The organism is Sorangium sp. So ce204, from assembly GCF_051526795.1.
Classification (GTDB): Bacteria; Myxococcota_A; Polyangia; order Polyangiales; family Polyangiaceae; genus Sorangium; species Sorangium cellulosum_B.
This window is the reverse complement of the sequence record NZ_CP150317.1, coordinates 6,147,830-6,169,310: the sequence shown is the minus strand read 5'-3', so window position 1 is coordinate 6,169,310 and position 21,481 is coordinate 6,147,830. Positions and strand designations below refer to the sequence as shown.

The 21,481-nt window shown below is 70.1% G+C and carries 16 protein-coding genes; 9 read left to right on the top strand and 7 right to left on the bottom strand.

The features are described 5' to 3' along the window. Positions 1 to 64: 64 nt before the first annotated feature. From WMF22_RS22925 to WMF22_RS22915, 3 genes are all read left to right on the top strand, one after another. Positions 65 to 988 carry an N-acetylneuraminate synthase family protein gene (locus WMF22_RS22925; protein WP_437301219.1) on the top strand — a complete coding sequence of 308 codons (924 nt, stop codon included), beginning with the start codon at positions 65 to 67 and terminating at the stop codon, positions 986 to 988. Positions 989 to 1,014: 26 nt separating this feature from the next. Beyond that, a complete protein-coding gene (locus WMF22_RS22920; RefSeq protein WP_437301218.1) occupies positions 1,015 to 1,896 on the top strand; it encodes a sterol desaturase family protein in 882 nt (293 codons plus the stop codon). A gap of 216 nt (positions 1,897 to 2,112) precedes the next feature. After that, on the top strand, positions 2,113 to 6,195 hold the full coding sequence (locus WMF22_RS22915) for a chemotaxis protein CheB (protein ID WP_438037035.1): 4,083 nt from the start codon (positions 2,113 to 2,115) through the stop codon (positions 6,193 to 6,195). Positions 6,196 to 6,313: 118 nt separating this feature from the next. On the opposite strand, the gene WMF22_RS22910 is transcribed toward WMF22_RS22915, so the two are convergent. Next, positions 6,314 to 6,850: a hypothetical protein gene (locus WMF22_RS22910; RefSeq protein ID WP_438037034.1), complete on the bottom strand. Its 537-nt coding sequence runs from the start codon at positions 6,848 to 6,850 to the stop codon at positions 6,314 to 6,316. A gap of 586 nt (positions 6,851 to 7,436) precedes the next feature. Between WMF22_RS22910 and WMF22_RS22905 the strand changes: the two genes are divergently transcribed. Then, positions 7,437 to 7,997: a hypothetical protein gene (locus WMF22_RS22905; protein ID WP_437301215.1), complete on the top strand. Its 561-nt coding sequence runs from the start codon at positions 7,437 to 7,439 to the stop codon at positions 7,995 to 7,997. 34 nt (positions 7,998 to 8,031) lie between these two features. Here the strand turns inward: WMF22_RS22905 and WMF22_RS22900 are convergent, their stop codons facing one another. Further along, on the bottom strand, positions 8,032 to 9,168 hold the full coding sequence (locus WMF22_RS22900; RefSeq protein WP_437301214.1) for a CAP domain-containing protein: 1,137 nt from the start codon (positions 9,166 to 9,168) through the stop codon (positions 8,032 to 8,034). Positions 9,169 to 9,758: 590 nt separating this feature from the next. On the opposite strand from WMF22_RS22900, the gene WMF22_RS22895 reads away from it, so the two are divergent. Beyond that, positions 9,759 to 12,362 carry an RTX toxin gene (locus WMF22_RS22895; RefSeq protein ID WP_438037033.1) on the top strand — a complete coding sequence of 868 codons (2,604 nt, stop codon included), beginning with the start codon at positions 9,759 to 9,761 and terminating at the stop codon, positions 12,360 to 12,362. 217 nt (positions 12,363 to 12,579) lie between these two features. On the opposite strand, the gene WMF22_RS22890 is transcribed toward WMF22_RS22895, so the two are convergent. Further along, positions 12,580 to 13,866 carry an extracellular catalytic domain type 1 short-chain-length polyhydroxyalkanoate depolymerase gene (locus WMF22_RS22890; RefSeq protein WP_438037032.1) on the bottom strand — a complete coding sequence of 429 codons (1,287 nt, stop codon included), beginning with the start codon at positions 13,864 to 13,866 and terminating at the stop codon, positions 12,580 to 12,582. 374 nt (positions 13,867 to 14,240) lie between these two features. On the opposite strand from WMF22_RS22890, the gene WMF22_RS22885 reads away from it, so the two are divergent. From WMF22_RS22885 to WMF22_RS22870, 4 genes are all read left to right on the top strand, one after another. Then, positions 14,241 to 15,701: a protein kinase domain-containing protein gene (locus WMF22_RS22885; protein ID WP_438037031.1), complete on the top strand. Its 1,461-nt coding sequence runs from the start codon at positions 14,241 to 14,243 to the stop codon at positions 15,699 to 15,701. Next, the gene (locus WMF22_RS22880) at positions 15,691 to 16,683 is read left to right on the top strand and encodes a hypothetical protein (protein ID WP_438037030.1); all 993 of its coding nucleotides are present in this window, start codon (positions 15,691 to 15,693) and stop codon (positions 16,681 to 16,683) included. The genes WMF22_RS22885 and WMF22_RS22880 overlap by 11 nt, the downstream gene beginning before the upstream one ends. Further along, positions 16,683 to 17,474: a hypothetical protein gene (locus WMF22_RS22875; protein ID WP_438037029.1), complete on the top strand. Its 792-nt coding sequence runs from the start codon at positions 16,683 to 16,685 to the stop codon at positions 17,472 to 17,474. Before WMF22_RS22880 ends, WMF22_RS22875 begins: the two co-directional genes overlap by 1 nt. A 192-nt stretch (positions 17,475 to 17,666) precedes the next feature. Continuing rightward, positions 17,667 to 17,873, top strand: a complete 207-nt coding sequence (locus tag WMF22_RS22870) for a hypothetical protein (RefSeq protein ID WP_438037028.1) — start codon at positions 17,667 to 17,669, stop codon at positions 17,871 to 17,873. 26 nt (positions 17,874 to 17,899) lie between these two features. Here the strand turns inward: WMF22_RS22870 and WMF22_RS22865 are convergent, their stop codons facing one another. From WMF22_RS22865 to WMF22_RS22850, 4 genes are read right to left on the bottom strand one after another with little or no spacing between them, the layout of a single operon-like run. Next, positions 17,900 to 19,657: a hypothetical protein gene (locus WMF22_RS22865; RefSeq protein ID WP_437301186.1), complete on the bottom strand. Its 1,758-nt coding sequence runs from the start codon at positions 19,655 to 19,657 to the stop codon at positions 17,900 to 17,902. Positions 19,658 to 19,716: 59 nt separating this feature from the next. Then, positions 19,717 to 20,631, bottom strand: coding sequence for a hypothetical protein (locus tag WMF22_RS22860; protein ID WP_438037027.1), 915 nt, complete (start codon positions 20,629 to 20,631; stop codon positions 19,717 to 19,719). After that, the gene (locus tag WMF22_RS22855) at positions 20,628 to 21,200 is read right to left on the bottom strand and encodes an RNA polymerase sigma factor (protein ID WP_437301184.1); all 573 of its coding nucleotides are present in this window, start codon (positions 21,198 to 21,200) and stop codon (positions 20,628 to 20,630) included. Before WMF22_RS22855 ends, WMF22_RS22860 begins: the two co-directional genes overlap by 4 nt. Before the next feature lie 57 nt (positions 21,201 to 21,257). After that, positions 21,258 to 21,479: a hypothetical protein gene (locus WMF22_RS22850; RefSeq protein WP_438037026.1), complete on the bottom strand. Its 222-nt coding sequence runs from the start codon at positions 21,477 to 21,479 to the stop codon at positions 21,258 to 21,260. Positions 21,480 to 21,481 lie beyond the last annotated feature (2 nt).

Genomic DNA, 21,481 nt, shown 5'->3' with positions numbered 1-21,481 from the left:
CGCCCTCCGGGGCGGCCGGGCGCGGCGCGCGCCCCGCGCGGGCAACGGAGATGGAGGTTAGCTCATGTGGTCATCACCTGCTGTCGTCAAGATCGGCAATCGGCTCGTGGGCGACGGCGAGCCCGTGTTCGTCATCGCGGAGATCGGCATCAACCACAACGGCTCTCTCGAGATCGCGAAGAAGCTCATCGACGGCGCGTGCCTCGCGGGGTGCGACGCGGTGAAGTTCCAGAAGCGCACGCCGGAGAAGTGCGTGCCGCGGGACCAGTGGCACGTCGAGCGCGACACGCCCTGGGGCCGGATGACGTACATCGATTACCGGCACCGGGTCGAGTTTGGCGAGCGCGAGTACGCCGAGATCGATCGCTACTGCAAGGAGCGGGGCATCCTCTGGTTCGCCTCGTGCTGGGACGAGGAGTCGGTCGAGGTGATGGAGCGGTTCGATCCGCCCTGTTACAAGGCGGCTTCCGCGGCGCTGACGGATCACGCCCTCTTGCGCGCGATGAAGGCGACGGGGCGCCCGCTCATCGTGTCGACCGGCATGTCGACGATGGAGGAGATCGAGGCCGGGGTCGCGGCGGTCGGGCAGGGCAAGCTGCTCATCGCGCACGCCACGTCGGCGTACCCCTGCGCGCCGGAGCAGCTCAACCTGAGGATGATCGCGACGCTCAAGGCGAGGTACCCGCGCTGCCCGATCGGCTATTCCGGCCACGAGACGGGGCTCGCGCCGTCGGGCGCGGCGGTCGCGCTCGGCGCCACGTTCATCGAGCGGCACATCACGCTCGATCGAGCGATGTGGGGCACCGACCAGGCCGCGTCGGTCGAGATCGTCGGGCTGGTCAAGCTGGTCGCGAACCTGCGCGACATCGAGCGCTCGCTCGGCGACGGGATCAAGCGGGTCTACGAGAGCGAGCTCGCGCAGCGGAAGAAGCTCGCCCGGGTGCGCCCGTCGGACGGCGCCGCGGCGAGCGGGGCGCGCGCGGGCTGAGGCGGCGCGGGGCGGGGTGAGGGGCGATGTCGCTCGACGTGCTTGGCGACTGGAGGGTGCTCTCGCCGCTGCTCATCGCGGGCGCGGCGGGGGTGCTCATCGGCCTGGAGCGGCTGTTCCCGTACGACCCGGGCCAGCGGCTCTTCCGGAAAGGGTGGTTCAACGACTTCTTCCTGTACACGCTGGCGCAGAGCTATGTCCTCGGCCTCGTCATCGACGCAATCATCCGCGCGATCGACGGGGCGGTCGGGCCGGGGCGATTCCGGCTCGTCGAGGGCTGGCCGGTGTGGGCCCAGCTCCTGTTCTTCTTCGTCGTCCACGACTTCTACATCTACTGGTTCCACCGGCTCCAGCACTGGTCGCCGATCCTCTGGCGGACGCACGAGGCGCACCACTCGGTGGAGGACGTCGACTGGCTCGCGGGGTCGAGGTCGCACCCGATCGAGATCCTGATCAACCAGACGGTCGAGTTCGCGCCGATCGTGCTGCTCGGCGCCGCGCCCGAGGTCGCGCTGATGAAGGCGACGCTCGACGCGGTGTGGGGGATGTACATCCACTCGAACATCGATGTCCGGACAGGCCCGCTCCAGTACGTGATCAACGGGCCCGAGATGCACCGGTGGCACCACTCGGGCGTCTTCACCGGGTACGGCTTCAACTTCGGGACGAAGCTCGCCGTCTGGGACTGGCTCTTCGGGACGGCGTACCGGCCGGCGGGGGAGAAGCCGCCCTGCTACGGGCTCGTCGGGGTCGATTTCCCGGAGGGGTACCTGCGGCAGATCCTGGCAGCGTTCCGGCGGCCGGGGGGCGTGGCCCGCGACGCCACGGACGATGCTCCCCAGACGTGCTCGACCTCGAGAGAGGGGGCTCCGGAGACTTCGACGAAGGGCTCGCCTGCCGCCGTCTGACGAGCCACGCCAGAGAGGGAGCCTCGCTCCCTGCACACGATCACCACCGTCCAGGAGCCGTTGCGACGCCGCAAGACCACCACATGTGGCGCGCAGCGAGGCAATTTGCCACACGTCCGACGTCCACCCGCCGCCTGAATTCCGGGGATTTTGGCCCGGTGAAGGCGTTCGCGAGCGGCCACAGCCTGGGCACGCTTGCTGCCGTCGAGGTCGGCCATGTCGATCGAGCGCGAGGTGCGCGACGCCACAAAGACAGGAGCCCGCACAGTCCGGCCAGAGGTGGCGCCCTACGTGGTAGGGATCGGCGCTTCGGCGGGGGGGCTCGAGGCGCTCGAGCACTTCTTCGCGAACATCCCGAAGGAGAGCGGGATGGCCTTCGTCGTTGTCCAGCACCTGTCGCCGGACTTCAAGAGCCTGATGGACGAGATCCTCGGGCGCCGCACCGAGCTGCCCATTCACCTCGTCGAGAACGGCATGCTGGTCCAGCCCGACCACGTCTACCTGATCCCGCCGAAGAAGGAGATGATCATCGCCGGAGACCGCCTCCTCCTCAGCGAGAGGGATCGCGACCAGGAGCTCGCGCTGCCCATCGACGTGTTCTTTCGATCCCTCGCGCAGGACTGCGGCCCGCGGGCGATCGCCGTCGTCCTCTCCGGGGGCGGCAGCGATGGCTCACGGGGGATCCGCGCTGTTCACGAGGCGGGCGGGCTGGTCGTCGTGCAGGACGTCGACAGCGCGCAGTTCGATGGGATGCCGAAGACCGCGCGTGACGCCGGTGTGGCCGACTGCGTCCTGCCTCCCCAGGACATGCCGCGCGTCCTCCTCGATCACGTGAGGTCCAGGGGCCGCCGGCCGGAGCGGGACGCGGCCAGCGTCGATCAGGGGATGAGCGCGGTCTACAGGATGCTCGAGGAGCAGTTCGGAATCGACTTCACGCACTACAAACCGAGCACCGTCACGCGGCGCATCGAGCGGCGGATCCAGCTCGCGCATACGGACGATATCGAACAGTACGTCAAGCGCCTGAAGAGCAAGTCGAGCGAGCTCGACGTGCTCTACCGTGATCTCCTCATCGGCGTGACGCGCTTCTTCCGGAACGAGGAAGCGTTCGGCATCCTCGAGCGCTCGGTGCTCCCCGAGCTGCTGCGCGCCGGGCCGCGGGACGCCCCGTTCCGCGTGTGGGTCGCCGGCTGCGCGACGGGCGAAGAGGTCTATTCGCTCGCCATCCTCCTCCACGAGCTCACGTCCGCGGGCGGCCACCGCCCGTTCAAGGTCTTCGCGACCGACGTTCACCATGGATCGCTCGAGGTCGCGACGCGCGGGCTCTACGAGGAAGAGGCGGTGGTGAACGTCTCGCCCGAGCGGCTCGAGCGGCATTTCATCCGGCGCGGACGCAGCTACCAGATCGTCCCGGATCTCCGCCAGGCGGTGGTGTTCGCGCACCACAACGTGATCAAGGACGCGCCGTTCACGCGCGTCGACTTCATCAGCTGCCGCAACGTGCTCATCTACCTTCAGCCGGCGGTGCAGCAGAAGGTCCTGAGCCTCTTTCACTTCGCGCTCAACCGCGGGGGCGTTGTCTTCCTCGGGCCCAGCGAGACGCCGGGGCACCTCGCGCACGACTTCGAGATCGTCGACAAGCAATGGCGGATCTACCGGAAGTACAGCGACCGGCGGATGCAGGTCGAGCCCCGCTTTCAGGCGGTATCACCGAAGGCCCGGAGCGCCCCGCGCTCGGGGATCACCGCGCCCGTCGCGCGCCACCCGGCGTCGCACCTGCTCGGGACCTACGACGCGCTGCTCGACGAGTTCATGCCTCCGGGCCTCCTCGTCAATGACGCAGGGGAGCTCGTCCACGCGTTCGGCGGCGCGAGCCGGTTCCTCAAGGTCAAGGATGGCAGGCAGGGGCTCGACGCCTTCGAGATGCTGGACTGCGACCTCAAGATGGTGCTGACGGGGGGCCTCCGGCGCGTCCTCAAGGAGCGCACGGCGATCGTGTTCAAGGGGGTGCAAGCGGACGGCGGCACCTACAAGATCACGATGCGCCGCGTCGAGAGCCGGCGAGGCACTTTGCCCCACGTCCTCATCACCTTCGACGCGATCGACGGGGCGCCGCGGCGGGCGGCGATGCCGGAGATGGAGATCGACCTCGACGACGTATCGCGCGAGCAGCTCGGCGCGCTCGAGGCGGAGCTCGGGCACACGAAGCAGACCTTGCAGGCGATGACAGAGCAGCTCGAGGCGAGCAACGAGGAGCTGCAGGCGGCGAACGAAGAGCTCCTCGCCTCCAACGAGGAGCTCCAGAGCACGAACGAGGAGCTCCAGAGCGTCAACGAGGAGCTCTACTCGGTGAACGCGGAGTACCAGCGGAAGATCGCCGATCTCACCGAGCTCGGAAACGACATGGAGAACCTCCTGTCGAGCACGGACATCGGCACGATCTTCCTCGACAGGGAGCTCAAGATCAGGAAATTCACGCCGCAGATCGCGGAGAGCTTCAACCTGCTCTTGCAGGACGTCGGCAGGCCGATCGAGACGTTCACGTATGCTGTCGACCACCCGGAGCTCACCGCGGATCTCAAGCGCGTGCTCGCGACGGGGGAGCGCGTGGAGCGCGAGCTGCGCGACCGGCATGGCCGCTCGTTCTTTCTTCGCGTCCTCCCCTACCGTGCCAAGGGCACCATCGCGGGGGTCGTGCTCACGCTCATCGACGTGAGCGGCCTGAAGGCGGCGGAGGACGCGCTCTTCCACGAGCGCTATCTCCTGAATAGCCTGCTTCGCAGCGTTCCCGACGCGATCTACTTCAAGGACGCGCGCGGCCGGTTCATTCGCACGAACAACGCCATGGCGGAGCGCCTCGGCCTCTCCGATCCAGGCGAAGCGGCGGGCAAGACCGGCTTCGAGCTGCCCGGGTACGAGGCGGCGCTCGCCGTTCACCAGGAGGACGAGGTGGTGCTGCGGACCGGCGAGGCGCAGCACTACAAGCTGGAGAAGCGCGTGCGGCACGACGGCGTCGTGGAGTGGGACCTCGTCACGCGGCTCCCGCTCATCGATGCGGCGCGCCACATCGTCGGTATCATCGGCATCTTCCGGAGCGTCACCGCGCAGAAGCGATCGGAGGAGCAGATCAAGGACGCCGTGCGCAGGCGCGACGAGTTCCTCGCCATGCTGTCGCACGAGCTCCGCAACCCGCTCGGCGCGATCGTCCACGCCACGGCGCTGCTCAAGGAAGACTGCTCCGCGCCGGACGGCGCGTCCGGGATCGACGAGAAGGTCGTCCAGATCCTCGAGCGTCAGTCCGCGCAGATGGCGCGCCTGCTCGACGATCTGCTGGAGGCGAGCCGCGTCACGCAGAACAAGATCGAGCTCCGAAGGCGCGTGCTCGACCTCGGCACGGTGGTGAAGGACGCCGCCGACGCGGTCAAGAACCTCATGGACACGCGCGGCGTCCATTTCTCGGTCGCCGTCGATCGAGAGCCGATCTGGGTCGAGGGCGACCCTGCGCGGCTCCAGCAGGTTCACGTGAACCTGCTCAACAACGCTGCGAAGTACACCTCGCGTGGGGGTCATGTCACCCTGGAGGCCAGGCGCGTGGACGGACACGCGGTGGTCCGCGTGAAGGACGACGGCGTCGGGATCCCGAAGGAGATGCTCGACACGGTGTTCGAGCTCTTCGTGCAATCGAGCCGCACCCTGGACCGATCGGCGGGAGGGCTCGGCGTGGGGCTCACCCTCGTCCGGGGCCTCGTTGAAAAGCACGGCGGCACCGTGAGCGCGCGGAGCGAGGGAGAGGGCAAGGGGTGCGAGTTCGAGGTGCGGCTGCCGATCTCCGAGCCGTCCTCCGAGCAGGAGGCGGCGCGCGGCTCGCTCCTCGCGAACATCCCCAGGAGATGGCGGGTCGTCGTCGTGGAGGACAACGACGACGGCCGCGAGGCGCTCTGCGCGCTCCTTTCGCGCGCCGGTTTCGAGTGTCACTCGGCGTCTCACGGGATCTCGGGGATCGAGCTCATGGACGAGGTGCTCCCGCACGTGGCCATCGTGGACATCGGGCTGCCGGGGATCGACGGCCTCGAGTTCGCGCGCCGCGTCCGGGAGAAACCCCAGCACAAGAACGTCTATCTGATCGCGCTCACCGGCTACGGGCAGCAGGGCGACCGCGAGAGGGCGCGTGAAGCCGGGTTCGACGAGCACCTCGTGAAGCCCGTCGATCTCGCCACGCTCAAGCAGCTGCTCGCCGAAGGCGAGCCGGTGACGGGCGAGGGCGGCGCCGGAAGCGCTCGCCCGACGGGCCTTTCCTGAGCGCCACGCCTCCTCGCCCGGCGAGCCAGCTCGTCTCGCCTGCGCGCTTCGGTCCGCGCTGGGCGTCAGGCGGCGCCAGCGCGGCGCGACGACCGAGCTCGGCGGCGCCGGCGGGCTGTCAGAGGCATTCGACGAGGCCGTCGTAGAGCGATCGGTCCGTTCCGGGGAGCTCCGCGTCGATCGCCCGACCTGCCGCCGCCGAGAGCGCCTCGACGAGGTCGGTCACGGCCGTGTCCGGGGCGATGGGCATCTCGCAGAGGAAGACCCTCGCGTCGACCTCGACATCGCCCGTGGGAGGCACGATCTCCTCGTTGCTCGCGGCGAGGATCCATACACAGCGGCCTATCGTCCCGGCGTGCTCCTCGACGGAGCAACGGAATCGAAGCGGCTCGTAGTTGCTGAAATCGCCTTCGCAGAACGTGTCGCCGCACACGACGTCGAAGTCGTCGTTCAGCTCGCGAAGCAGCTCGTACCAGGCGTCGATCTCGGCCGAGCTCGTGAAGTACGACGCGGCGTCGACGAAGCTCCTCGCGCTCGTCGAGCCGGCCGGCGCCGCTGCGCCGTCGTGCTGCGGTGGGGTGCTCTCCGGCGGCTCCGGGGCGGCGCCTTGCGCGGTGGAGCAGGCGAGCGCGAGGACAGGGAAACTCATGGACATGGCATGACGAACCGACATGGGTGCCTCCATCCGAGCGCGGCGCGTGGCGCCGGCTCGGGCCAGCACGCCGCTCCCGGGCCTCGCGCTGCCCCGCAACGGCGGGGACCAGCGCGGGGTCGGACCTCGCGGCGCTTCGGTGGGCACGTATTGCGAACGGTATGCCGCGGCCTTTTTTCGGGATCTCTGGGCCCTCTCCGCGCTCCGGGACCTGGCGGCCGCCACCCGCGCCGCCAGTTTCGCCAGCGCGGGGCCGTCGCGCGCGGCGCTCGGATCACGGGAAGGTCAGGATCTCCACCCAATGAGGGCCACGGCCCACCGGGTACGACGTCGAGGAGGTGAGCCCGCGCCGGGCGGCGCGCCTGCCCACGTCGCAGCAACGCGCGCCATCAGGCAAGCCGAGCTGCAAGGGCGTGAGGCGCGGAGGCGCGAGGGGTGACGGAAGAGGTGAAACCCCATGGACGAATCGCCCGAGGACCGGCACGATACCTCGCCATGGGACGAAAGAAGGCGCATGCTGCGGCGATGAGCCGCTCCCCGCGGGCGTGATGGTCTGTCTCGGCGCATGGGCGCGGAGGTGCAAGGTCCGATGCTGAAATGGCTGCTCGTCGGGCTCGTGGTGTTCCTTGTCTACCGGTTCGCGACGAAGCGGCCGCGTTACGATCGGCTGTTCTCGCCGGACCACCTGATCGAGCTCTCGCGCGGGCTCGGCCGCGCCAAGGACACCGCGCTCAAGCGCCCCGGCGGGGGCCCGCCCGCGGACCCGTTCGCCGAGGGCAATGCGTTCATCACGTCCGCCGACATCGCCGTGGTGTATACCGTGGCCGAGGCCGGCGAGGCCGGACGAGAGCACCACGTCTCGCTCTCGTTTCGCGGCGGCGCTCTCGCTCGCGCCGCCGCAGGGTTCCTTGCCGCGGCGCTCTGTCGATTGCTCGGCCTGGGGGAGACGCAGCGCGTGCTCGCGGTCTCGAGCAGCGGCGTCTACCACCTGATCTTCCAGGTCCCCGCCGCGGACGAGGCGCGATTCGCAGCGCGCGCCGTCCCGAAGCTCGACGACGCGTCTGCGCGGAGGCTCGTCGGCGCGGCGATGGAGGATCGGGGGCCGCTGCTCGCGCGCCTCGGCAAGCTCGACGTCAAGGTCCCGAAATGATGTTCTTGCCGGAGCTGAAGGAGAACGAGATCCTCTATTCGCAGTCGACGAACACGACGTCGTACGCGATGGTCGCCGAGATTCCGGAGACGCTCACGGAGTAGGTGTTGCCGGCTTCAGGGTCCCAGCCGTTCGGCACGATGCGGATGGCGTTGGTGGAGCCGTAGCGCCCCTGGAGCGGCTCCACGTCGACGGCCAGCGGGGCTCCGCCGCTCGTGATCGTGACCTCGGCGTCCTCGAGCTCGATGTCCTCGCTCTGGATCGACCATCCGGTGTCGCTGAGTGAGCTCCAGCGGTCGCCGTACGCCTGCATCGGGAACACCCCGGGCGGTGGCCAGGCCGTCCACTCCTTGCCGGCGCGCCCCGTCCCTCCGATGTTCTGCATGCAGGAGGCGCCGCTCTTGCCGGTAGAGCCGAGGCCGATCGGGCCGAGATCGTTCGCGAGGATGATGCGCCGGTGGCCGAAGGTCGTCTCGTTCCCGGGGTCGATCAAATAGCCCAGGACGCTCGCGACGCCGGGGCCACTCGAGATATTGCTCGTCCTCGCGCCGTCCGCGCCTGCTTTCGAGTAGCACTTCCAGCTCTCCGGCGGCTCGTGCGAGAGCGAATTGTTCGCGTCCATCATGAGCGCGCAGGCCTGGGCCTGCACGTCGCGGGTGGGCTCGGTCACGACCGGGGGCAGGTCCGCCAGCCAGCGGTACAGGTTGAAGAGCCGGAGCGCGTTCGCTCGACCGTCGGCAGAGATGTCTCCCGGGTCGCACTCGGGATCCAGCGAGCCGCTCCACGTGCCCTCGCTCATGTCGGCGGTGTCGGCGTTGAAGCGCGCGCAGGTGCCTTCCGGCGAGCGATCGCCCGTCTCGGGTGTCGACCCACCCGAACCCCCGGATGTCGTGCCTGCCGATCCGCCGCCCCCTGCGCCCGTGCCGACCGCGGACGAACCGCCCGTGGAGCTGCCGCCAGTTCCTCCGGCGCTCGAGGCGTCCGAACCTGAGCCCCCGACGCCGCTGCTCGCGGCTGTTCCACCCGTCCCGCCCGACCCGGAGGCTGGCGGTGAGCCGCCCGACGAACCTGACGTGCCAGGATCGGCATCTTCGCCGCTGCAGGACGCGACGGCCGCGACGAGGAGCGCCGTCGATGCAACGAGTTTGAAGCGAGGGAAAGCCGTCTTCATGGGGGAAGGAAATCCAAACGTCTCGGAAACGTCAAGCCCCATCGCGGGACCTGCCCCGGGTTGACTGAGCATTTTTACGCGGGCCGACTTCCTCCTGAAACGTGATGCTGGATCGACGGCTCGTCCATGCATCGAAGAGGCCGCGTCGACTCCAGAGGCTGCGGGGCGGCGGTTCTCTTCACCGCGGCTCCCGCCGACCGCGGGGGAGCCCGGCAAGAGATGTCACGGGGAGGGCGTGACATGTCACGGAGCGAGCGTGACATGTCACGGAGCGAGCGCGACATGTCACGCCCGGCGGCGAGCCCCTCGACCGGCGCCGTCGCGTGAACGGGCCTGAATGCCCTCTTGCGTGTCCTGGCCCGAGGGTTGCTGATCAAACGCCCGGAACGCCCGGGTGCCTCGCCGCCACCGGCGAGGCACCGCGAGAGCCCTGGCGGGAAGCGCCGGAGCGCTCCGCAGAACGCCGCAGCGCGGAAATGCAGTCTCGAACGGTGTGTGGAGCCTGCTCTTGAAGCGCTTGCTTTCTTGAAACTAGAACAAAGAGCCATCGAGGACCTATGTCGACCCATGTGCCTGGAAGACGACGGACTTTGCGAGCGCGCGAGCGGGGTGGCCAGCGGCTTGGAGCCCTGGTCGCGCTGAAGGTCATCACATTCTCTCTCCTCGGGTGCCTCGGCGAATCGCCGCGAGAGCCCGACGTGGACGGCGGCGAGCTCGACGAGGCCGCGCAGGGCCTCCGCGCCGACGACACGCGGATCCATGCGGCGTCCGAGGAGCCCATCGTGAGCACGGGCGACGGACACGCCTGCGCCCTGAAGCCGAACGGCACGGTCGACTGCTGGGGGAGCAACATCCACGGCCAGGCCACCGACCCCGCGACGGACGACACCTATCTCCAGGTCAGCGCGGGCGCATGGCACACGTGTGGGGTGAGGACGAACGGCACGGTCCATTGCTGGGGTTACAACGCCGATGGGCAGGCCACGGATCCGCCTGTGCCCGGGCCCGAGCACCCCTGGGAGCCGCCGCCTCCCGCGGATACCTACACGCAGGTCAGCGCTGGCCGCTTTCATACCTGCGGCGTGAGGACGAACGGCTCGGTCCACTGCTGGGGGAGCAACACGAACGGCAGGGCCACGCCTCCAGCGACCGGCAACTACGTGCAGGTCAGCGCGGGTGGATGGCACACGTGCGGGGTAACGGAGTCCGGCACGGTCCACTGCTGGGGGAGCAACGCCCAGGGCCAGGCGGCGGATCCCCCGGTCAGCGACACCTACACCCAGCTCAGCGCGGGCAGCGCGCACACCTGTGGTGTGAGAAAGAACGGCACGATCCACTGCTGGGGGCGCAACGTGGAGCTCCAGGCGGCAGATCCCCCGCAGAGCGAGACCTATATCCAGGTCAGCGCGGGCGAAGTCCACACCTGCGGGACGAGGAGGGACGGCTCGGTGAACTGCTGGGGGAGCGACGACGACGGCGGCGGGACGGATCCGACGGGGAGCTTCTCCCAGATCAGCACGAACGGCAGAATCACCTGCGGTCTGAAGGTGAGCGGCGCAGTGGACTGCTGGGGGGACGATGAGGCTGACCCTGCCGCCGGCTCGATCTTCGGGCGCAGCACGGTCACGGTGGGCCTCCACCATTCCTGCGCGCTGACCCCTTCCGGCGCGGTGATCTGCTGGGGGAGCGACAACGTTCTCCAGTCCACGGAGCCGTCCGGTACCTACAAGCAGCTCAGCGCAGGCAACAGCCACACGTGCGGGCTTCGGTACAATGGCACGGTCCACTGCTGGGGCAGCAACAGCCACGGCCAGAGCTCGGATCCCGCGGGCACCTACAACCAGATCAGCGCAGGCAGCATTCACACCTGCGGTGTCAAGACGGACGGCACGGTCCACTGCTGGGGCGACAACGGCTCGGGCAAGGCGGACGATCCGTCGACCAGCGATACCTACACCCAGGTCAGCGCGGGTGATTTTCACACGTGCGGCGTGAGGACCAACGGCACGGTGCACTGCTGGGGGCGCAACGTCGAAGGCCAGGCCACCGACCCCACGTTCCTGGTCCGCTTCACCCAGGTCAGCGCGGGCTACATGCACACCTGCGGGCTGACGACCGAGGGCGCCGCGCACTGCTGGGGGAGCGACGGATCAAACCAATCCGACAGCCCCGACGGCCGCTTCGCTCACGTCACCGCGGGGTTGAACCACAGCTGCGGGCTGAGGACCGATGGCAGGGTCCAGTGCTGGGGGAGCAACAGCCTCGGACAGACCTCGGCTCCCGACGGCACCTTCGTCCAGATCGACACGAGGAGGAATCACACCTGCGGCGTGACGGAGAACGGCCTCGTGGCCTGCTGGGGCGACAAGGATGCGGAGAAAACCGCGCCGCCGTCGGAGAGCTTCTCTCAGATCAGCACGGGCACCGAGCATGGTTGCGGCGTGAACGCGAGCGGCTCGGCGAGGTGCTGGGGGGACCGGTCGGGGGGCCGGGCCCTGGAGCCTGCCGGCACCTTCACGCAGGCCAGCGCGGGCCAGGACCACACCTGCTGGCTGAGGTCGACCGGATCCGTGGATTGCTTCGGGGACAACGGCTATGGGCAGGTTACCAAGCCCGCCGGCAATTACATCCAGATCGACTCGGGGTCGTTTCACAACTGCGGTGTGAAGGCGGACGGCACAGTGAACTGCTGGGGGGACAACACCGCCAACAAAGCCACGGATCCGGAGAGCTCCCTCCACTTCCTCCAGGTCAGCACGGGCGGCGCACACAACTGCGGCGTGAAGACGGACCACAAGCTGCACTGCTGGGGATACAATGGAGAGGGTCAGTCCACGAGCCCCGCGGGTGACTTCGTCCAGGTCAGCGCGGGCGGCTTTCACAGCTGCGGTGTGAGGGAGGGAGGTGCGGTCGACTGCTGGGGGCTCAACGACCAGGGCCAGGCGACGGATCCCCCGTCCTCCGACACCTACACCCAGGTCGCCGCGGGCCACCTTCACACCTGCGGCGTGCGGACGAACGGCACGGTGCACTGCTGGGGATACAACGTGGACGGGCAGACCGAGGATCCCGAAGGCACCTTCGTCAGCCTGAGCGCCGGTTACCTCCACACCTGCGGGATGAAGACCGACGGCCGGGTGCACTGCTGGGGGAAGTCCGGCGACGGCCGACTGTGGCTCCCGCTCGCGTTCTGAGCACGAGCCGCTGCGCCAGCGGCGCACCGGGCGGCGTGCCGCTGGCGCTCGCGGCTCTCTCGCGTCTCTTCGCTCCAAGCCAACCAGGTCCAGGATCGATGTTGATGCGTGTGCCCACAGGGCTAATTTTTCCAGACTTGCTCTGGCTCTCGCTCTGCACGTAGCAGAGGTGGGCGGAAGCCGCTGTAGACCGAGCTTCTTCGCCGGCGTTTCACGCTCACGCAGCAGATCGGCGGCGGCGGCGGACCACCGCGCCAAGCCCTGCCACGAGCAATCCGACGAGCGGGCCGCCGGGCAGCTGACCCCCGGAGGCCGCGTTGAAGCTGCACCCACCGTCGTCCGACGCGCTGTCGCCGCCTGTCGTCGTCGGATCGCTGTCTCCGGAGGCGGTGCTCCCACCCGCGTTGCTCGTCGAGCCGCCCGTGGTGGCTCCGCTGGTGCCTTGCGCCGCGCCTCCGGTGGTCGCTCCGCTGCTACCCGTGCTGCCGCTCGCGTCGCCACCCGTGCCTGACGTGGCGCCGCTTGCGCTGCCACCTTCGCCGCCTGCGCCGGAGGCGCTGCCACCTCCGGTCGATGTGTCGCTGCCGCCGGTGCCATCACCGCCGCCCGCGCCGTCCCCGGGGGGTGGAGGATCCATATCGAGCCCGAAGAAGCGCACGACGTCCTTCCACAAGCCGCGCCCCGAGAGATCGTGCGGGGCACCGTCCGCGTAGTTCGCCTCCAGGAGGAGCGTGCCCGCGGCGTTCGTGTAAGAGTACCGATGCCATGTATCTTGGGAGCCCATGAAGATGCTCGTCTTGCTGTCCGAATGACCGAAACCAAAGACGTCCGTCCACTGCGCGATCTCGGCTTTATAGTTCGGCTCGTAGTTGAGGGTGGTGTCAGCCGTTCCGTGCCAGATCTGAACGCGAGGCCGTGCGCCGGTGAAGCCCGGAGCCGCCTTGCGCACGATGTCACCCCACTCGGGGGCGGTCCTGTCGGGAGGGGTCATCCAGCCATAGGCGTTGCCTCCCGTCCAAGCGCCGGCGGGGACACCGGCCAGCACCGAACCTCCAGCGAACACGTCGGGGTAGGCCGCGAGGAGCGCGTTCGTCATGCAAGCGCCGGAAGACGCCCCCGCAGCGAAGACTCGGGTCGGATCGGCGTGGTGCTGTGTGATGGCATACTGGACCATCTTGGTGATGGCCTCTCGCTCACCGCTGCGCGCGGGCGTCGCGTCAAAGCAGTTGCCGCCTGCCTGCGGCGTGATGATGAGGAAGCCGTGCTGATCCGCCAGACCCTGGAACCAGCCGTGAGCGTTTCCGGCGTTCCCGCTGCAGTAGTGCAGCGAGACCACGACCCCCGGCGAGGCGTCGACCTTGTCCGGGACGTAGAGGTCCATGGGCGTGTTCCCGCCGTAGTTGACCCGGGTCTGCCACGAAGCCGCCAATGACGGCGAGATCGCGAGCAACACGGTTGCGAGGGAAGCGGCGGCGGGCGCGACGAATCGAAGGGTGGTGGTCATTGGCTACCTCGCTAATCGCTATATCAATAGCAGCCGACGAGTAGAACAGAAATCGAGGCGCGTAATCGAGGCAAGCCCGAGCGCTGGGCGAGGAGGTGTGTCGTTTCGTAACAATCGGTGAGAGCGTGTCATTTCGTAACAGTCGGTGGAAGGAATGGAAGGGCCCGTCAGCGCTGCGGCCTTCGCTGAAGACTCGGTCGTCGTCGCGCTGCTCCCGGCGGGTCGCGACCCGTCGGGAGCAGAGCGGTCGCGGCAGGGCAGGATAGGCCAATCCATGGCAGCGCTGCCCGGCTGAGGCCGGCGCGGTGGAAAATTGCATGAGCCTCTGACCGTGACGTGGCATAGTGGATGCCCTTCTTCCGCGCTGGCGTGCCATGTCGAGCCCTGACGAGACCACGATTGCCCCCGGGGATGTCCTCCTCGGCAAGTATCGCGTGGAGAGCGTCCTCGGACGGGGCGCCATGGGGCTCGTCGTCGCCGCGCGCCACCTCGCCCTCGACGAGCGCGTCGCGATCAAGGTGCTGTTGCCGAAGTACGTGCGGGATCCGGAGATCCTCCAGCGTTTTCTGAGGGAGGGGCGCGCCGCCGTGCGCGTCCGCAGCCAGCACGTCGTGCGCGTCGCCGACGTCGGCACGCTCGAGAGCGGCGCGCCGTACATGGTGATGGATCACCTCGAGGGGAGGGACCTCGCCGCCGTGCTCGCGGAGAGCGGGCGCCTCGCGGTGCCCGTGGCGGTCGAGCTGGTGCTCCAGGTCTGCGAGGCGCTCGCGGAGGCGCACGCGCAAGGCATCGTCCACCGGGACGTGAAGCCGAGCAACCTGTTCGTCACGCGGAACGCGGACGGCTCGCCGTGCGTCAAGGTGCTCGATTTCGGGATCTCGAAGATGACGCACGCGGAGGACCACGCGTTGACGCGGGTGGGGGGAGTGCTCGGCTCGCCCCTCTACATGTCCCCCGAGCAGCTCCGCTCCTCGAGCGACGTCGACGGCCGCGCGGACATCTATTCGCTGGGCGTCGTCCTCTTCGAGCTGCTCACGGGGCGAACGCCGTTCTTCGCGCACGAGCTCGCGCAGCTGGTCTACCTGGTCACGCAGGGCGAGCCGCAGCGGCCGCGCGCGCTCCGCCCGGACCTCCCGGAGCCGCTGGAGCACGTGATCCTCGCGGCGATCGCGCGCGATCGCGATCGCCGGTTCCCGACCGTCGCGGATCTCGCGCTCGCGCTGGTGCCGTTCGCTCCGCCGCACGCGCGCGCGGCGGCCGAGCGCCTCTTCGGCGCGCTGCGCGGCGCGCTGCCGGCCGGGGCGCTGCCGCCCGGCGCTTCTCGCACCGCCACGGCGGTCACCGCGGCCGGGGCGACCCTCCCCGCGTCGACCGTGCCCCTCGGCGGGGGAGCGCTCACCATCGCGCCGCTCGGCACGACGAACCGCAAGCCAGCGTCGCGCGAGAGGCGCGCCGCCGCGATCGGGCTCGGCCTTGTGCTCGCGAGCGGCGGCCTGCTCCTCTGGCGCCTGTCGGACCGAGCTCCGCGCGACATCGAGCGCGAGACGGCGTCGCCGGCGGGCCCCGAGGGCGCGGTCCCGGAGCCGCGCCCCGCGCAGCCGAGCGCCGCGCCGGACGCGGCCGTCGAGCCGGCCACCAGCGCCGTGCCGCCGTCCGGCGCCGCTCCCGGCGCGTCGGCCGAGGGGCCGCCGCCCGAGGCGCGCGCCGCCGCCTCGGGCGCCCCCGCCGCGCAGAAGCCAGCGAGGCCGGGCGGCTCGGCGCAGCCGGCGAAGCGCGGCGCGCCGCAGGGGAAGCGGCCCTCCAGCACGGACCCGTTCTCGCGCGATGTCTTCTGATACCTTCGCCGACACGATGAAGCCGCCGCAGACGAAAGGCCGACCGAAGCGCGGGCGCGCCGCGCGTCTCTGCGCGGTCGGCATCGGCCTGGCCGCGGCGATCGCGGGCGGGCGCGCGGCGAGGGCCGAGGACAAGGCGGGCGCCGTGGCGCTGTTCCGGGAGGCGGGAGCGCTCGTCGACGCCGGCCAGGCGTCGCGTGCCTGCCCCAAGTACGAGGAGAGCCTGCGCCTCTACGACAGCGTCAACACCCGCTACTTCCTCGCCGATTGCTACGAGCGCATCGGCAAGATGGCCTCCGCGTGGGCGCACTTCCTCGAGGTCGCCGCGCGGGTGCACGCGAGCGGCGACCGGGAGAAGGAGGCGAAGGCGCGCGAGCGCGCGGCGGCCGTCCAGCCGAAGGTCTCGCGCCTCTCGGTGGTCGTCGAGGCCGCGAGCACGCCGGGCCTCGAGGTGAAGCGCGACGGCACCCCGGTCGGCCCCGGCCAGTGGGGCGTGCCCATGCCGGTCGACGCGGGGACCCACGTGATCCAGGCGAGCGCGCCGGGCAAGCGGGCGTGGACTGCGCAGGTCGAGGTGAAGCCGGGCGGCGCGACCTCGACCCTCGTCGTGCGCGCGCTGGAGGACGACCCCGCGTCGAGCGACGCGGGCGGCGCGGGGGATGGCCGCCGCACGATCGCGCTCGTCACGGCAGGCGCGGGGGTCGTCGCCGTCGGCGTCGGGGCGGGGCTCGGCTTCGCGGCGAAGTCGAGGTTCGACGAGTCGCGCCCGTTCTGCAACGGCGACCGCTGCGATCGGCGCGGCATGGACATCCGCGGCAGCGCCGTGGCGCGCGCGAACGTCGCGACCGTCGTCTTCGGCGTCGGCCTCGCGGCCATCGCCGGCGGCGGCGTGCTGTGGCTCACCGCGAAGAGCTCGACCCAGGGCGCGTCGCTCGGGCTTTCGCCCGCGCTGGGCGGCGCGCTCGTGCAAGGAAGCTTCTGATGCGCTTCCAGGTGCTCACGGTCGCCCTCTGCGCGTCGGTGTCGCTGAGCGGATGCGGCCTCGTCCTTGGCATCTCGCCCGGCGAATACGACCCGGATCCGTTCGGCCGCGATGGCGGCGCCGGGGGAGCCGGCGGCTCGGACGGGGGTGCGGGCGGCGCCGGCGGCTCGGGCGGCTCGGACGCGGAGCCCGAGATCCCTGCCTGCACCGCGCTCCTCGACGACCTGGAGGACGGCGACGGCGCGATCCTCCGGTGCAAGGACCGTGTCGGCAGCTGGTACACGTACAACGACGGCACGCGGGGCGGTGCGCAGACCCCTCTGCCCGGCCGCCCGTTCCTGCCGGTCTCGCCCGGGCACGACCCGAGCGAGTACGCCGCTCACGTCGCGGGGAGCGGCTTCGTCTCGAGGGGGGCCGGCATGGGGTTCGACCTGAACTTCGCCCCGGGGGGCGCGAAGCTCACCTACGACGCTTCTGCCTACTCGGGCCTGACGTTCTGGGCCAAGGCGGCGGCGCCGACGCACATCTACGTGAACTTCCCCGACCGCAACACCGATCGCGAGGGCGGCGTGTGTGAAGGCTCCGGCTGCGGCGACCACTTCGGCGAGGGGATCGACATCACGACCGAGTGGGCGCAGTACACGGTCATGTTCGATATCCTCAGCACGGACGGCTGGGGCGTGCCCGCGCCCCCGGCGTTCGACCCGGCGCACGCTTACTCGATCGAGTTTCACACGGCGAAGTCGACCGTGTTCGACATGCTGGTGGACGACATCGCGTTCGTCCCGTGACGAAGCCCGGCACCCTCGGTCACGACCACGTTCGTGAGCCATGGCGGGGGCATGGCCACAGGCGTTGACCAAGCTTCGCGTCCTGAGCGCGACCGAACGAGCGCGGTGAACATCGATCCCGTCGAGCAGGCGGCTGCCTATTCGTAGGTGACGTGCACGACGCGGTTGCTGTTGCAGTGGACGAGGATGGCCGTGTCCGTCGCGGGATTCGCGCCGCGCCTCGCCGCGCAGCCGCTCGAGGTCGCGCTGGATGTCCAACTCCCAGTCGAGCTCCTTGTCCGCCCACCCGTGCTGCCGTTCCGGTACGTGCGGAAGGTGATGCTCGTCGGCGCGCCCCCGCAGTGGGCCGCGCTGAAGAAGACATTCTTACTTGACCCCCCGGCACGCGGCGTAGTTTGAGCCCGACGCTTGCAGTCTGGAATGGATCAGTCGCAGGTGCCGCCCGCGTAGTTGCCGGTCACCTCGATGGTGGGCGTGCCGGGGTCGAGCTGATCGGCGATGGCCTGGGCCTGGCAAGTCGGAAGCGACTCATTGTCCCTGATCGAGAGCTCTTGCGCCACGATCTCGAGTGAGCCGAGCGCAGCGATGCTCGTGAGCATCGGGTTTTGCCTGATCAAGAGCGAGGGGACCGAGGTCAGGTTGTCGAGCCCCGAGAGGGAGACGAGCCGATCGTTGTCAAGGATGAAGATGTAGCTGGTCGCGGCTTCGAGCATCTCGAGCCCGGTGAGGTCGCTCAGGCTCCGGTTTCCGGTGACCCACAGGGCCCTGAGGACGTGATTGTCGGGGTTGAGACCGGTGAGGCTCTCGAGATCGGCGTTGTCGGAGACGGAGAGCTCCTCGTCGATCTTGGCGTTCTCGAGGCCCTCGAGGTTCGTCACGCCCGTCGCATGGATCGCGATGTGATCTGCACGCGTCAAGTTGCTCAGGGCTCGGAGGGACGTGACGCCCGGCGCGCCGAGGATCAGAATGGATCGGACGCTCGTGAGGTCCTGTAGGCCATCGATATTCGTGAGCGAGGCGTTCCCCTCCAACCAGAGCTCATCGAGCTCGACGCCCGCGAGCGCGTCGATATTCTCGAGCGCGTCGTTCCAGCTCACGTGAAGTACGCTTATCTCGCTCATGTTGTGCAGGCCGGCGAGATCGCGGAGTTTGTCGTTGTCCTCGATGGCCACCGTGGCGCCGCGCGTGAGACCGTGGAGGCCAGCGATGCTCAGCAGCTCGGCATGCTGGCCGACGTAGAGCTGCTCTCGGACCTCGGTCAGCGACGACAGGGCGTCGAGGTTCGTGAGCGAGCTGTTGCCGGCGATCAAGAAGTTTGCGACTCGCTCCACCCGGAGACCGTCGAGGCTTTCGAGCGCCGGGTTGTCTTTGACGGAGAGATGTCGCGCGTCCGTGATGCCGAGGCCGTCCAAGCTCTCCAGGCTCAGATTGCCGATGATGTCGAGGTAGTTCGAGTCCTCGACGTAGAGCTCGAGGCCGTGGAGATCGAGCAGGGCGACGTTGTCGAGGATGCTGAAGTAGCGGCCCACGTGACGAAGCCCTTCGAGGCCCGAGAGGGAGCGCAAGACTCCGGTGTTCATGACGGTGAGGTCGTTCGTGACCACCTGCAGACGTTCGAGCCCGCTCAGATCCTCGAGCGCGTCGCTCGTGATTTCGACGATGTCCGCCCCGGTCAGGCACTTGAGGTGCTGGAGGTTCTCGACGCTGCCGTCGATCGCGACGTCGCCCGCGCTGTGAATGAGCGGCAGCGCGTCGAGCTGCGCCTGGGTCTTCACCTGGATCGGAGCGAGATAGGCGACGGAGTCCGCGCACTCCGGATCGGTCGGCTTTCCTGGGAGGTTCTCTCCTCCGCCTCCCGCACCACCGCCGCCGGTGGGCGGCATACCGCCGCCGCCATCGCTGGCGCCAGCTCCGCCCGCGCCCGTCGCGGTGGTGGCGCCGCCGCCCGCGCCCGTCGCGGTGGTGGCGCCGCCGCCCGCGCCCGTCGCGGTGGTGGCGCCCGGCGGGGACCCGCCCGTGCCCGTCGCGGTACCGGGACCATCACCGTCTCTGGGCTCTTCGCCGATCTGGAGCTCGATCCCGCAGCCGCCGAGGAGCGGCGAGGTCGCCGCGAGCGAAGCGAGGAGGAAGAGGTTCGCGGCGCGCCGCGGGAACGAGGCGCGCGAGGAAAAGCGATTCGACATGGGTGTTCTCCGCCGAGAGGACCGCATCGTGCGGTCACCTGGTGCGTGGAGAGAGAGGCTCAATTTTTTGGAGAGGATCCCTCGAGGCCGAGCGATTCGAGCCTGCCGCGGTACGCGGAGCCGGGGAACCGCTCGAGCAGGCTCGCGGCGCGGGCGCGCGCCTCGGCCGCACGGCCGAGGGCGAGCAGGGCGCGGATGGCGATGATCTCGCGCTCTTGAGCGAGCGCGCCGGCGGGGAAGCGCCGCGCGTGCTCGACCGTGAGCGCGAAGGACGAGCCAGCGTCGGTGGCGAGCGCGTCCTGCGCGCGATGGAGCAGCTGGACCTCGGTCTCCGCCTCCCCGGCGGCGCCGGCGGAAGGAGGGCTCGCGCTCGGGGGAGCCCCGCCGCTCGGCGCGCCCGGCGCGGGGATCGCCGCCTCGTCGGCGCGCGGCGCGGCGGCGCTCGCGCGCGGGAGGAGCTCGCCGTGCGGCGCGGTCGCGCTCGAGGGCTCACGCGCCGCGCCGCCACCCGCCTCCGACACCGCGTGGCCGGGGCCGTCGAGGCCGGGCTCCGCGGGCCGCGGGGGGGCTTTCGTGGGCGCGGCGGCGCTCGGCCCAGAGGCGCTCGCGATGACGGTGAGCGCGGCGTCGCGCGGCGCCGTGGCGGCGTCGCGCCACCACACGCCGCCCACGACGCCGAGGCCGAGGAGCGCGCCGACGAGCGCGCTGGCGGCCACAGAAGGCCCCGCGGCGGCCGCGGTGAGGTGCCCGGGCGCGGGTGGAGGCGACGGGGGCGGCGAGGCGACCTCGGGCGCCCCGGCCGGCGGCGCGGCGCCCGAGGGCGGGAGCGGCCCGAGCGGGAGGCGCGCGGCGAGGCGGGCGAGGTCGGAAGGCCCGGGGAGCTCGCGCCGACCCGCGCGCAGGACGGCGCGCACGGCGTCGGTCGTGTCCGAGGACGCATCGAAGAGCCGCGGCGGATCCTTCGGTTTGCTCAAGGCATCCTCCTCTCGGCCGTGGCGCGCCGCAGGGCGGCCTCGACCACGCGGCGCGCCGCGTAGAGCCGCGCGTACGCCGTCTGGAGCGGGCAGCCCACCGCCTCGGCGACCTCCGTCATCGGCAGCTCCTCCAGCTCGAAGAGCACGAACACCGCGCGCTTGTCGTCGTCCAGCGTCTGGACGCACGCGTCGAGGAGCGCGCGCGCCTGACGGTCCTCGAGCGCCCCGTGCTGGTCCTCGAGCGCTTCCTGGTCGGGCAGCTCGGCGCGCGTGGACTCGCGGCGCCGGTGGGCGCGCTTGCGGTAGTCGGCCGCGACCCGGATGCAGATGCCGTAGATCCAGGTCTGGACCGAGGAGCGCCCCTCGAAGCCCGCGAGGCGCCGGTGGACGATCATGAAGACCTCCTGGCAGACGTCCTCCGCGTCGGCTTCATGGACGCCGAGCCGCCGCAGCGCGCGCCAGACGAACGGCGCGTGTTCGAAGAAGAGCTGCTCGAAGGAGGGGACCGGGCCTCCCGGCGCGGAGATCGCGCGCGGCCGGCCTTCGGGCGCGGTGGCGAGCAGGGACATGCGCTGGGGTGAGTGGACGCGCGGCGGGCGCGTTTTGAGAGAATCGACGCGGCCCGGTCACGGCAGCGCGAGGCCGAGGCCGAGGCCCACGATCGCCGATACCGGCGGCCCCTGGAAGGTACCGTGCCGCGCCCCTGCCGCGTCGGTGTAAAAATGGACGTTGTGTACGGTCGGCACCGTGATCCCGAGCCCGACGGCCACGCACCGCGGCGCCCGCGCCCGCCGCTCGCCGGCGAGCGCGAGCGCCCGCGCGTCAACACACGCCTCGGCCCCAGGCATCC